Here is an 11940-nt window from a genome sequence, read left to right as displayed (position 1 = left end):
GGTCAGGAATTCCGAATTGCCGAGGCTACCGATTCTTGCTGTGTCCGCCGCCACACTCTGCGAAGGCGGTCGCTTCCATCGCCGAAGCTTGGCCGAGTATTTCGGCTTTCCTACCAATCCGGTTTCCAATGTTCGTCGTCGAAATGGCGTCTCACGGTTTCCAATAGTATCCGTTCGAAGTCCTCGCGGGTCTTGATGCGCGCGACGAGCTTGCGGGCCTCCTCGCGCCTGTCGGCGGCGTAGAGCGCCAGCACACCGGCGAGAACGGGTTCGCACGATTCCGGCCGCACCAATGGGCCGCCGAAATCAACGTCCTTGTGAGTGAGATCGAGCACTAAGCCGCTGTAGCCGGTTTCCAAAGGTGTGAAGACCGGCTTCACTCCGTCCGGCTTCCAAAGACGGTCGATCGAATGATCACCGTGAGAAATCGCCTGCGCCAGGACGCGCGCAGCGTTTCGCTGCCTCGATCGGCCTCGAACGATGTCTTCACAGGCGCCGCCGTTAAGGTTGCAGTACCTCGGGTGATGGTCGACGAATTCGAGCGCGGTGCTCCTTTTGAGAGAAATATCGTCCTCGATCATGAATTCCGAAGTCAGATGTCCGGCGCGATACCATCGGCCGTCCCTTAGGCGAAGCGGGCCGTCGTCGGACTTCGGATCGTACGGGACCACATGTCGGGAATTCACCTCGCGCTCGCTCAGAAGTAGGCGAAAGGCGGTCGGGTTGTACGCTGTTATTGCCTCCACCCAGTAGATGTTCATCCCGTCGACGATGTCTCGCCAAGGAAATTCGAACTGGACCGTTCCGTACATCGAGCCGGCCGCCCAGGTATTGGCGGATAGCCAGACTACGCTGATGCGCGAACGGTTGAGAACGCTTTGGTCGTAGATCAGGCCCGCCTTAATCTTTCCGTCTTCGATGATGCGCTTCGCCGTTGGCACGTGCGCGACATGCCGGACGACGTCCATCTCGACCTCGTCTCCGGATCGAATTCCATAGGGTTTCCATGGTGACATGGCGATGTTCTATCGGCGGGACACTTGGTTGTCAGCCGGAAATGCATTTGCGCGTTGCATCAGTGCGCGCGCCGGCGACGGAATGGAACGAGGCCCACAGTCCTTCCGGGAAAGACTGTCGCCCGACAATGACGAGCAGGAAACCAGGGAGGTGATGGGTCGATCGGCGCACCACCTCGGCGATGCTTGATAGATCGTCGGGAGACGGCGTCGGCATGTCTTCGGGGTGCGTGTGCCAGTCGCCAACGTAGTCCAGCCCCAAAGCGTGATGCTGGAAGATTTCCTCCTGCTCGGAGGCGCGGTGCGGTCGGAACGAGAAGCGACCGCGGCGATCCCGCGACCGCGGTCCGGTCGCAGCGAAGATTTCCCAGTCGTCGTCGCGTACCCGAGCGAAAAGCTGCCCGCCGGCCTCGCGCTGATAGAAGCGTCGTTGCCGGTGCGCGTCGAACGTTGTCAGTGCCTCAGGTCCGATGCTGACCGAGATCCGTCCGACCTTGAACTTCAGGATCGGTCCGCTCACGGAAAAGTCCAGTCGCCTTCGTAGGGACCGCCGATGTCGTCCGGCTGGCCGCGTGCCGCAGCCCATCCGGACGTGACCGATGCGTCGGCTTCCTGGAAGGCAGTGGCGTCCGCGAGCCACGATCGCCACAGAGGCGCGGTGGCGAGCCCGCGCAAGGCATCGATCGCGAGCCTGGCGACGAGAGCCTGGGCGTGGGCCAGTTCGACGGCGCCGAAGGGTGTCGATGCGCCGCCGCATTCCGGCGGCGGCGGCTTACCGCCGGCGACGACGGGAAGCCGGAATTGCCCGTTCTGATCGAAGCCGTCGGCGAATTTCGCGCCCGAACTGCCGATCAGGACGGCATGGGTGGCGAGAGCGTGAGGCTCCATCCATCCGTACACGGCGGCGGCCCTGTGTCCGGGCTGGGCCAAAGCGTGCTCCACCGAAGCGTCGGCCGCCCAGTCGCCGGTGCAGCAGATGATCAGGTCCGCCTGCTTCACGGCCTCGGGATGTTCGCGCGCGAAAGTGGCGAACGTGCATTCGTAGCCTTCCACGAAACCGATCATCGGCTGGCCGGCGCGAATGCCGCCGGCCAGGGACTTCGCCTTGCCGGCGCCGACGTTCGGGGCTCCGAGTTCGTGACGGCGGATGTTCTCCCAGCCGAGGGTCTCGGGATCGACGAGCCGCAGATGTTCGATGCCGGCCTGCGCGAGCATCCGGGCCACGCCGGCTCCCAAAGCGCCGCAGCCTGCGACGATCACCTTGGCATCCGCCATCTGGTGCTGCACGCCTCCCGGCAGGCGCGATGCTGCCGAGTCCATCCGCTGCGTGGCGATGCGATCGAGCTTGAAACGTGCGAAGAGACTTCGGGCCGAGTCCTCCGATTTTTCGATGCCCTTGCGCATGGCTCGCCGTTTCAGGGGCTGACCCTCGCGGCCCAAGGGCCGCCGCAGGTAAATGGCGGCATAGTGCTCGCGTCCGGACGGAGCTTTGCCCGCGAGCACGATGAGCGCCTCCTTCGCGGCGTTGCTCATGAGGCGCTTCAGCAAGTCGGTCCCGTCATGCGAGCGCGCTTCGACGAGAGCCCAAAGCTCTTCTGCGGTTTCCGGATAGCGGTTGGGCGCGGGGAGGGTATCGATAGCGATCACCGGCGTTTCCTTGAGCGCCTTCGGCGCTTCTCCGGTCAGATTTTGCCAGACTTTCGAGGCGTCGGCCTTGCCCGGAAAGACCAATGCGCGGCGATCCATCGTGACGGCTCGACCGAGGATCGTTTTGCCGGCTCCCTGCGGGCCCGGCATGATTTCGACGCGAGCGTCGCTGCGAGTGGCCCATGAGAGCCAATAGAGGCCGAAGTCCTCACGGAAGTCGTCGTCGTGCTGCCTGGTCTCGTTCTCGGTGAGCAGCCGGAGCGCATCGGCGACTGCAGCCTGGATGGTCCGGATCCGGTCGCCCGGCACCGCCTTGGTGGCGAGGCAGAGCTTGCCGTCCTTCTCTACGTGCGGCGCCGCCTGCGCGCGCGAATAGCCTACGAGGTATACCCGGGCGACGCTGAAGGGAAAATCCGCGTCGACCTGGACCTCGAGCTCGCGCCCGCGCCAGCGCAAGCGCCAGCCGTCGACCATGCCGGTACGCAGCGAACCGGAGGCCACGCGGCCGGTGTATTCGTCGCCGAGCGAGGCGAACCAGCCGTCGAGTCCTGGCTCCTCCGGAGCGGCCGACGCTGCGGCTTCAACCGGTAGGCTCACGCGTGGCGGTTCTCCGTCGCGTAGCGGCTTTCGCCCTGCTTGATCACGGCGGGCCCGCTGGCCTTCTCGATCTTCGATTTCTTGGAGGGGTCGGGCTGTTTGGAGAACCAGTCCGTCCAGAACAGGGCGTCCCACGCCTTCATCGCGTCGTCGTGCGTGCAGTCCAGCCTGTCCAGCACTTCGAGGTGCTTCAGGTTCTCGTCGATCTTCTCCTTGAGGAAGGCGGTCTTCGCATCGCCGGCTTCGGCGAGGTTCTCGTTCAGCACCGGATGCGGGACCGCGCCGCTTAGCGCCAGCCAGAGGTTGATGCCCCTCATCGTCTGCCGGAACGATCTGTCGTCGCGTCCGTCGTCCCGCACGAAGTTGTCGCAGCACAGTTTCGAGATGGTGAAACCGCTCGCGATCTTGTCCGTCCAGCCGTAGCGGCTGCGCGCGAAGGCCTTGACCAGGCGGACAATCCGCACGAACTGGCCCTCGTTGCCGTCGGTGGACGCGTCGGGCGACTTGCTGGTGTTGGCGTCCTTGAACCACTGCGTGTTGGCGAGCGGATCGGATGTCCTCCACTTGTCGCCGGCGGCGATCTCGAACCATTTCTTCTTCGCGCCGGTGAAGGGGTCCGTCGTGCGGTTCTCGCGGTAGACGGGCACGTCGACGTGGTAGCCTTCCGACTTGTAGTAGACCCGCACGCAGTTGTTCCGGGGTTCGGGCTGGTCGGCGAAACGCTTGTCTTGCAGCGCGTCGCTGACCATCTTCCTCGCGTCCTCGGGGGACTTGTCCAGTCCCTGATCGTCCTTAAGCCTGTCGCGCTTGAAGTAGACGCCGTCGTCGACGTCGTAGTCGTTGCGGTCGTGCTGAATCATCGTCTTCATCGCGTAGGAGCCTTGCGTGCGTGAGCCGATGGCCTTTGGGCTGCCGTTGCGATCGAGGCCCGACTTGAGCCGGTCGCGGTTGATCTTGGCCTTGCCGAAGATGTCGGCGCGGTCGTCCTTCGACATGCGCACCGCCGCGCGCTCGAAGCCTTTCACCTGTTCGTTGCAGTCCTTCACGTCGTCGCCTCCATCTTCACGCCGGTCTTCGGCATCGCCGGCAGACTCATCATCAGGGCCTTCACCATCCGTCCGTCGGAATTGTTCGGGTCGTCGCAGGCGCTCTTGGCGAGATCCGCGTCGTTGCTCGCCTGCTGGATCAGCCTTTTCACGGCTTCGGGCCGTGCGTCGTCGAGCGCCAGGTACTTCATCATCTCCGCCGGCACGTCCTTGTTCGGAAAACGCAGCCTGGTGACGGGTTGCCCCAATTCGGTGAGCTTGTTGCCGATGAAGCGCGCCATGTTGTCGAACGCTAACTCCTGGGCCGTAATGCTGAGGCCGGCGGCTTCCGCGCCCATCTTCCAGCCCAGGATCGAGCGATGCACCTTGCGCGCGGGAATGAGTTCGCCTTCCGGCCGCGAGCAGGTGCCGAGCGAGAAGATCTGGATGGGCGTCCCTGCGGGGACACAAGCGAGAGCATCCGCCAGCCCGACCATGATCGGATTGTTCGCCCACAGGCCGCCGTCGGCGAACACCTATTCGACGCCGTGGTCGTTGTTGGGATCGTCGACGGCGGCCAGCGACCGGAAGATCGGGGCGGCGCTCGAAGCCATGCAGACGTCGACCAGCTTGTAGTGGTCGTCGCGCACGCCGCTTTTGGGCGTCTTCTTGAAGACCCAGGAGCGGTGGCTGCTCATCAGGATGGCCGGGATCGAGAGCGAGATGCCGCGCTTCTCGAAGACGTCCAGCATCATCGTTTCGTTGAGTACGTCGGTTAGGGCCTGCCGCAGCACCTTGTCGCCCTTCCGGACGTAGCGCGCGCCGACGAACATGCGCCAAATCGCACTGGCCGTACCCTTGATGCGGTGAGGGAAGATCTGGCGGCCATGATCGCGGTACATCTTGACGATCTCGCCCATCGGGCGGCCGACCGCGAGCGCGCAGCCGACAATGGCACCGGTGCTGGTGCCGGTGATGAGGTCGAAGCCTTTGCCGAGATCGAGGCTTTCGACGTTACGCGTGCGCGCGAACTGAGTGACGAGGCGGTCGAGGAAGGCGGCGGTGTAGATTCCGCGCATGCCGCCGCCGTCGAGACTCAATACCCGGTAGGGTTTGGCGTCGACCGATCCTTCAGATTGGGTCTTCTTGGTGTCCGCAGTCACGCTCGCCCCATACGTCCCAGATCCGATTCATGGCCCATCCGTTGCGCCGCTGCGCGGACAAGCCGCGGCACGGCCGCGAAGGCCCGAGCTGGCCGCCGCCGGGTGCCCGACCGGCAGGCCAAAAGCGCGCGGTGGCGTCGAACGGTTTCAGCGGGATTCAGAAAGGTGTGGATCAAACTAGCGCTTGAAATGGCGAGGGGCTCGAAGCGGCGCAAGAACCGGCTGGGCTCAATTTTCCCGCGTACGTAGCGATTTGTCTCGTTGACTCTATGAAGGCGCGCGCCCACGGGCGATTCGCCAATTCGCGATCCGGGAGCTTTCGTTTCGGCTTCGGGGCCGACGATCTCGTTCAGTGCGTCGAATGCTTCGGCATGTTTCATCAAGCCTTCTCCGGATAGTACCGCGCGAAATCATGGTGATGCGCAAGTGCCGCCGGCCGGTAGGCGCCGGTGCCCGCTGCGCATTGGATGACGGCGGCCATGTCGAAGCGTAGCTGGACGGTGGGATGGACCTTGGCGGCGGCGTCGATGTCGCGGAGCTTGATCTCCCAATTCCGACCACCGATCCGATTACGGAGCCAACGCCATCTCGGCAGCTTGTCCGCGAAGGCATCCAGGGTATCCCTCATGCCAGCGACCTCACAGTGCTGCAGACCACCGGCGTCCGGATAGATGTAGAGCGCCTGACCGATGTTGCCGCTGCCTTGCAGCTTCTCGCCGTCGACGAAGATCGGGCCCGAGAGCAGACCGTCGGGGACGGAAATCGCCTCGCGGCACATCCATTCCAGCGCGATGTCGGACAGGCGGGACTCGGGCTCCGGATAGGAGCCGCCGATGTCGGAATGATTGCCGGCGAACCACCACTGCAGGAGCCGTTCGTGTCCGGGGAAGACCGGCGCGCCTTCGTTGCCGCCGCCCCAGCCTACGCGATCGAAGTCCTTCCGCGTCTCGTCGATCGCGTTGGCCGAGCGCGCGAAGGCGACGTGGCGGCTCAGAAGCCGATCGAAGTTGGCGCCCTTCCACACGGCCTTGTGCGACCGCGACTCGCCCGGCTTGGGATAGTCGACGATCGTCTTGGTCGTCGACTTGTTCTGCCAGAACCAGAACGCGCCTAGCGCGACGGCGATGATGGCAACCTGAGCGATGAAGCCGGTCAGCATGAAACCGGCGCCAAACCACCAGGAGCATGCGAGCGCGATCAGGACCGCTGGGAGAAATCCGCCGGCGAACGCCGCGCCCGCGACGCCGGCGGCCAGGCCGGCCTGGATGACGAAATAGCGGAGGCCGCTCGCGCCCAAGGCGGCAACGGTGTCGAAGACGCCGATAAAGTATGGTGCGACGTTCGAATCGGAGCCGTCGCCGGAGCCGTACTTGAGCTGGAAGCGCCTTGCCTGCTCGAGACGCTCGTCCTCGAATTCGGCTCTCGGGTGACCGGCGCCATGCTCGAGCACGGTGTCGACCGCCTCCCAAGCGATGTCCTTGACGGCCTTGCGGTAGCGCATGAGCGGGCCATCGGCAGCCTTTGTCGGCACGCCGCAGAGCATGAGGAGGTTGGCCAGGCTGCGGACAGTATAGGCGCCGCGGCTGAAGCCGAAGAGGAAGATCCGGTCGCCCTCTTCGTAGTGGTTGACGATGAATTCGTAGCAGTCGGCGATGTTGCGCTTGATGCCGGCGCCGGTCACGGACCCAAGCAGCTTTTGGACGAAGCGGACGGGAGCGGTCAGGGCCGTGGTGCCGATGTCGGTACCGAGCCCGGCGTCGTAGAATACCACCTGGCGGGATGGATGGATGCCGGTATCCGCGTGGTCGCGCGAGATCCGGTACATCTTGTAGATGTTGCTGATCCGCTGCTCGGGACGGGCACCGCCGTCCTGACCAGTGCCGTCCGAGAAGACGACGATATTCTTCGGCATAAGCGTTCGCCTCCTGCTCGGGCGACCGCTCAAGGTTGCACCGCCGGCTTCCGGGTTGTATCACGCCGAAGCTGGTCTATTTCATCCGACTTCGGCTTCTCCCCGGGTATGCCGGCAAGAGGCGCGGATTCGGACAGCATTTATTTTTTCGCCCGGGACGGATTTTTTGTCCGATTCCGTCGCCGAGCGCGGCATAGGGTCCTCGAGACCATGGACGACAAGAGCGGATCCCCGAAAGGCGGCGTGATCGCCGCCACGGAGACAAAGCACTTTGCTCCCGAGGAGGTGCTGGAGAAGCTTGATTCCATGTCCGCCGACGACAAGCGGAAGCTCCGGCTCATTGAGCGGCGCCGGCGGGGCGGTACCGATTTCCAGGAGAACGAGCTCTATTGCGAGGCCCTCACCCAGGCGATCGTCGGCCAACGCCATTGCCCGAGAGAGGAATCCTTCGTCGCGTTCCTAGCGCAGTCGATGCGAAGCATTGCATCGCACCGCAGGAAGGCGCTCGGCCGCAAGGAGTCGCTGACTTCGGACGGCCGCGGGCATGACGGCGGCGAGAAGCAGGTCGCCTCGGATCAGCTCGACCCGGAGGCGCTGCTGATCGAGAAGCAGGCCGAAGACGTCATCAAGGTCATCTACGAAGCCCTCGAAGGCGATGAGGAGGCGCAATTGGCCGTCATCGCCATTTCGGGCCAGAATCGAGGAAAGGCATTGCGCGATGAGATCGGAGTCGACCAAGCTGGCTACGACTACATCATGAAGCGGATCAGACGGACCTTGGCCAAGAAGCTCCCGGATGGATTTCGGTCATGACCGGTAAGCGCACCTCGCAGGACGAGCTCCGCAAGCTCGACGATGCGATCGACGAGAGCATTCTGGCCGCTTCTTCGGAGGAGTTGCGCGAGGAGCTCGCGGCGATGGGCATCGATCCCGACGCCGTGGTGTCGGAAATGGACGCCGTCACGGCGCACGCCAAATCCGTGGCCGCAAAGAAGAGCTTGGAGCAGGCCAAGCAAGCGGTCGTGGCCTTCAAAGCCCGACCTACGAAGTCCAATCCGGACGACAGGGATGCCTCCCGGAGAAAGCTGGAAGCGATGCGCGCGGGCGAAGCGACGGGTGCGTTCGACATGATGGCGGCGCGGAAAGGCAAAGGCCTGTCGGATAGCGACGAACAGGGCATGCTGGACGACCTTGCCCAGCTCGCTGCGCTCGAGGCAGAGGATCCGCAGGAGGAAGGATGATCGCGCTCAGTCCCGCCGAGCGCATACTCCTTAGCCTCGGGATCGATTCTCCCGGCGAGATAGACCTGGAGGCCATCGCGTGGACGCGCGGCGCGGTCGTGAACTATCGGCCGCTCGATCGCTGCGAGGCGACCATCGTCGGGACGAAGAGAAGGGCGGTGATCACTGTCAACGGTCGAAGCCCTCCTGAGCGCCGCCGGTTTTCGCTCGCTCATGAACTCGGGCACTGGCACCATCATAGGGGCAGGATGCTCTTCTGCGGCGGGCGAGACGTCTGCAACTTCGCCAACGGTCCGCTCGACCCCGAGCGCCAGGCCGATGCGTTCGCGTCGGACCTCATTCTGCCGAACTATCTGCTGGGTCCTCGGCTGCGGCGCGTGAAGCGGCCGACGCTCGCGGCAGCCAGAGAGATCGCCGAAGAGTATTCAGCGAGCCTGACGGCGACGCTCTTCAAGATGACGGTCCTGAACCGCTTTCCCATGATCATCACCTGCTACAACAAAATGAAGCGGCGCTGGTTCGAGAGATCTCCGATGGTTCAACCGTGGTGGTTTCCCTTGGACTCGCTCGATCGCGCGACGTTCGCCGCGGACATGCTGTTCAACGAGGCCGCCGAAGAAAACTTTCCGAGGAAGATGCCGGCGGACGCGTGGTTCGGGTTCAAGGGGTGCGATCGCTTCGAGGTCGAGGAGCAGTCCTTCCGGTTGCCGGAGGATGAAATTCTGACGGTTTTGAAGCTTCCGGACGAGGCTGTCGCCTGAGGCCGTCCGCACGTTGGAGTAGCACTGAACGATCTTTGCCGGGATGGAACGTTGCGGGTTGAGCAGAGAGTGCCACTCGTCCACGACGCGGTGGTTGCGCACCTTCACCGCGCCGATCTCGGTGATGCGGTCGCCGTTCGACCATGAGCCGGTGGTCTCGATGTCGACCACCACGTAATCCTGCTCGGGGTCGAAACGAAAATCCACCCGGCCGATCTCGGCCATGATGCCGACGGCGCCGAGTTGGCGAAGGCGGGTCAGCTGGTTGCGGCGGATCACATCTCCTTCAGCCTTGACCTCCATGAAGGACGCTTTGCCGTCCTGCACCAGCATCAGGTCCGGAAAGCCGTCTCGCATCCCGCGGAAGTCATCGCACATGCTGCGGACGATACTGGCGACGCCGGCTGGATCGGATCCCTCGAGCAGCGCGCGCAGCGCCTCCACTTGCACATGATCCCAGCTGAAGATCCCGTTCGGCCGGCCCCATTTCGCTGCGACGGTACGGAGAATCATCGGAAGGGATACCCCGGACGCGATGGCCGCCAGCTTCTCGTCGATGGTCGCGGCGAACAGGCGACGGAAGCTGCGGTCCTTCAGACAGTGGGGTAACCAGTCGAACCGGCAGGGCATCCGCGTGCTCTCGAAGAGTTCGTCCCAAAAGAGGAGACCGAACAGGGTGTGCCACAACACGTTCTCGGCGAAGAAAACCTCGGTGCCCTCGCGCCGCAGCACGCCCGCGACGCCGGCTTCGGGATTACCGCGATAGGTGTCGTCGACGGTTATCGTGCGGCCGGACCGCAGTAGTTCGGTGTAGAGACCCGTACGCCTTCCGCCGAACTTGCGGGCATAGAAGTCGGAGGCGAAGAGGTGTTCGCCGTCGCTGGCAGGATCGTCGATCATCCGCTGCAGCAGCGTTTCGGCCTCGGCCCTCTCCCCGGTGTTGTAAAGCAGGCGAACCAAGCGCTCGTTGCAGTCCGGGGAAGGCCCAGCACGGTAAAGCTGACGGGCGAGATCGCTCTCGCCCGCTTTCTCGAAGAAAAGCCCGGTCTGATGCGCGGCTCGGCTGCGGAGATCGCCGGCGAACTGGGTCGTGCAGGCGGGACCAGCGAGTACGTCGATGGCGGCCCGTCTGTGGACGGTCTCCGATCCGTCTTCCAGGCTGTCCAGAACCTGACTGTAGTGGAACGAGGCAAGCGCCTCCTCGGCATCGGTGAAGCGCGCGCTGAACGAGGTCTCGCGATTGGTGTGGAGGATTCCCAGGTCGCGCAGCGCGAAGTTTTTCAGATCCACCTCGGTCTTGCCGAAATACAAGTAGAGCAGGAACTCGATCGGCCGCGTCCCGTCGAGCGCGATGAAGTTGCGGGCGCCACAGTGCTGCGCGGCGACCGAAAAAGGGATGCGCTCCAGGTAGTAGTCGATGAACTTCGGCTTCGACCAGGACTTCCGGACGTCTCCTCGCCCTGCCGCCTGCGCACCAGTCACAAGGACGTCCTTCGGCAGGCATGAGACGAAGGCCGCATAGTCCGCCTCGCCGAGCGCGCGTGCGTGACCGGCCGCCGTCAGGTCAGAAGCTGCCCGCTCAACGTCATCGATCTCTGGGTAGTTGAACTGCGATCGGTTGAATATGGCACCGCGCCGGTTGATCATGCGGACCAACAGGCATCTCGCATCTCTCGAAAGACCCTCGAACCCCGCTATGAAGGCGTGATGCTCCAGACCAAGCACGGGGGCGTACGTCCGCTGCACAAAGCCGAGCATTTCGACGAAGTGGTCGAGATAATAGTAGACGGGCAGTTGTGGCAGTTGGGTCAAGCGGACCTTCGCGGCAGGATTCGTTTGTTCTATTTTTGTTCGAGCGCCGTCCTCGGAGTCAAGCGGCTCGACAGTTAGAGGTGACCACTGCCGCGGACTTCGGCGGTCGCCGGCGCGGCGTCTTCCTTCACGCCCCGCGCGACGATCCGCAGTGTCCCGTCCGGAAGCGGGCGCTGCAGCTTCAAGGCCTCGTCCGCCGGTGCGGTCATCTAGGTCTCGACCTCCGCCGCCGTCGACAGGATTCCCGGCATCGCCTTGGGATGTATGGCGCCGACCTCGGCATTCGGCTCCGTCGTCAGGAACGCGTAGAGATCGTTGGTCGTCTCGCCTTCCTTGACCTTCCTGACCGACGTCCAGTTGGTCCAAATGCCCGCGAAGCAGAGCAGCGGGCGGGTCTCGTCGAGCGCGAACCAGATGTCGCCGCCCTCGGCCCTGTTGAACTCGCTGAACGAATTGAACGGTACCACGCAGCGGTGCTCCGGCCCCAGCCACCGCGTCCAGTGCCTGCTCTTCACGTTGCGGATGTTGGTGGTTCCAGAATCCGGCTCCATCCGGAGCAGCTCCTTGAAATCGACTTCGTTGCCTTTGGCCTGCAGTTTCTCGGCCCGCTTCTTCGTCAGGCCCAGCGCGCACTGCCGGATGGCTAGTGCAAATCGAAACGGACATCCATTGTTGGTGGCTGAGTGGACATGATCAATTTGTCGGTGCGCGCTCCAGCGCTGGTTGGATCGGCAGGCGATTTAGGCACGTCGCCCGCTTGTGTCGA

At 63.8% G+C, this 11940-nt stretch carries 11 protein-coding genes and 2 pseudogenes; 3 read left to right on the top strand and 10 right to left on the bottom strand.

The features are described 5' to 3' along the window. Positions 1 to 110: 110 nt before the first annotated feature. The 8 genes from ACVISU_RS24520 to ACVISU_RS24485 all read right to left on the bottom strand — a co-directional run bounded on the left by ACVISU_RS24520 (position 111) and on the right by ACVISU_RS24485 (position 7360). Positions 111 to 968 (bottom strand): hypothetical protein, encoded by an 858-nt coding sequence (locus tag ACVISU_RS24520; RefSeq protein ID WP_456708588.1) that lies wholly within the window; start codon positions 966 to 968, stop codon positions 111 to 113. A gap of 79 nt (positions 969 to 1047) precedes the next feature. Then, the gene (locus ACVISU_RS24515; RefSeq protein WP_456708587.1) at positions 1048 to 1536 is read right to left on the bottom strand and encodes a Mov34/MPN/PAD-1 family protein; all 489 of its coding nucleotides are present in this window, start codon (positions 1534 to 1536) and stop codon (positions 1048 to 1050) included. After that, a complete protein-coding gene (locus ACVISU_RS24510) occupies positions 1533 to 3260 on the bottom strand; it encodes a ThiF family adenylyltransferase (protein WP_456708586.1) in 1728 nt (575 codons plus the stop codon). Before ACVISU_RS24510 ends, ACVISU_RS24515 begins: the two co-directional genes overlap by 4 nt. Continuing rightward, positions 3257 to 4306: a cyclic GMP-AMP synthase DncV-like nucleotidyltransferase gene (locus tag ACVISU_RS24505; protein WP_456708585.1), complete on the bottom strand. Its 1050-nt coding sequence runs from the start codon at positions 4304 to 4306 to the stop codon at positions 3257 to 3259. The genes ACVISU_RS24510 and ACVISU_RS24505 overlap by 4 nt, the downstream gene beginning before the upstream one ends. Continuing rightward, positions 4303 to 4821, bottom strand: a complete 519-nt coding sequence (locus ACVISU_RS24500; protein ID WP_456708584.1) for a hypothetical protein — start codon at positions 4819 to 4821, stop codon at positions 4303 to 4305. The genes ACVISU_RS24505 and ACVISU_RS24500 overlap by 4 nt, the downstream gene beginning before the upstream one ends. Continuing rightward, complete coding sequence (locus ACVISU_RS24495) at positions 4822 to 5448, bottom strand: patatin-like phospholipase family protein (RefSeq protein ID WP_456708583.1); 627 nt, start codon at positions 5446 to 5448, stop codon at positions 4822 to 4824. After that, positions 5445 to 5828, bottom strand: coding sequence for a hypothetical protein (locus tag ACVISU_RS24490; protein WP_456708582.1), 384 nt, complete (start codon positions 5826 to 5828; stop codon positions 5445 to 5447). Before ACVISU_RS24490 ends, ACVISU_RS24495 begins: the two co-directional genes overlap by 4 nt. After that, positions 5828 to 7360, bottom strand: a complete 1533-nt coding sequence (locus ACVISU_RS24485; protein WP_456708581.1) for a DUF2235 domain-containing protein — start codon at positions 7358 to 7360, stop codon at positions 5828 to 5830. Before ACVISU_RS24485 ends, ACVISU_RS24490 begins: the two co-directional genes overlap by 1 nt. A 210-nt stretch (positions 7361 to 7570) precedes the next feature. On the opposite strand from ACVISU_RS24485, the gene ACVISU_RS24480 reads away from it, so the two are divergent. The 3 genes and pseudogenes from ACVISU_RS24480 to ACVISU_RS24470 all read left to right on the top strand — a co-directional run. Beyond that, entirely contained in the window at positions 7571 to 8173 is a 603-nt protein-coding gene (locus tag ACVISU_RS24480) for a sigma-70 family RNA polymerase sigma factor (RefSeq protein ID WP_456708580.1), read from the top strand. After that, entirely contained in the window at positions 8170 to 8601 is a 432-nt protein-coding gene (locus tag ACVISU_RS24475) for a hypothetical protein (protein WP_456708579.1), read from the top strand. Before ACVISU_RS24480 ends, ACVISU_RS24475 begins: the two co-directional genes overlap by 4 nt. Further along, a pseudogene (locus ACVISU_RS24470) lies at positions 8598 to 8996 on the top strand (ImmA/IrrE family metallo-endopeptidase); the annotation flags it as partial. The gene ACVISU_RS24475 and the pseudogene ACVISU_RS24470, both read left to right, overlap by 4 nt. Positions 8997 to 9026: 30 nt before the next feature. Here the strand turns inward: ACVISU_RS24470 and ACVISU_RS24465 are convergent. Then, a complete protein-coding gene (locus ACVISU_RS24465; RefSeq protein WP_456708578.1) occupies positions 9027 to 11174 on the bottom strand; it encodes a VRR-NUC domain-containing protein in 2148 nt (715 codons plus the stop codon). Between the two features lie 74 nt (positions 11175 to 11248). Then, positions 11249 to 11791 (bottom strand): annotated as a pseudogene (locus tag ACVISU_RS24460) (SOS response-associated peptidase family protein); the annotation flags it as partial. Positions 11792 to 11940 lie beyond the last annotated feature (149 nt).

Source organism: Bradyrhizobium sp. USDA 4452 (assembly GCF_054063575.1).
The sequence above is the reverse complement of the archived record's forward strand: the minus strand, read 5'-3'. Positions and strand labels throughout refer to the sequence as shown.

Excerpts from the sequence above, each read along its gene's own strand:
- ACVISU_RS24480 (WP_456708580.1), top strand. The coding sequence starts at position 7,571 with ATGGACGACAAGAGCGGATCCCCGAAAGGCGGCGTGATCGCCGCCACG.
- ACVISU_RS24485 (WP_456708581.1), bottom strand. The coding sequence starts at position 7,360 with ATGCCGAAGAATATCGTCGTCTTCTCGGACGGCACTGGTCAGGACGGC.
- ACVISU_RS24520 (WP_456708588.1), bottom strand. The coding sequence starts at position 968 with ATGGACGTCGTCCGGCATGTCGCGCACGTGCCAACGGCGAAGCGCATC.
- ACVISU_RS24490 (WP_456708582.1), bottom strand. The coding sequence starts at position 5,828 with ATGAAACATGCCGAAGCATTCGACGCACTGAACGAGATCGTCGGCCCC.
- ACVISU_RS24475 (WP_456708579.1), top strand. The coding sequence starts at position 8,170 with ATGACCGGTAAGCGCACCTCGCAGGACGAGCTCCGCAAGCTCGACGAT.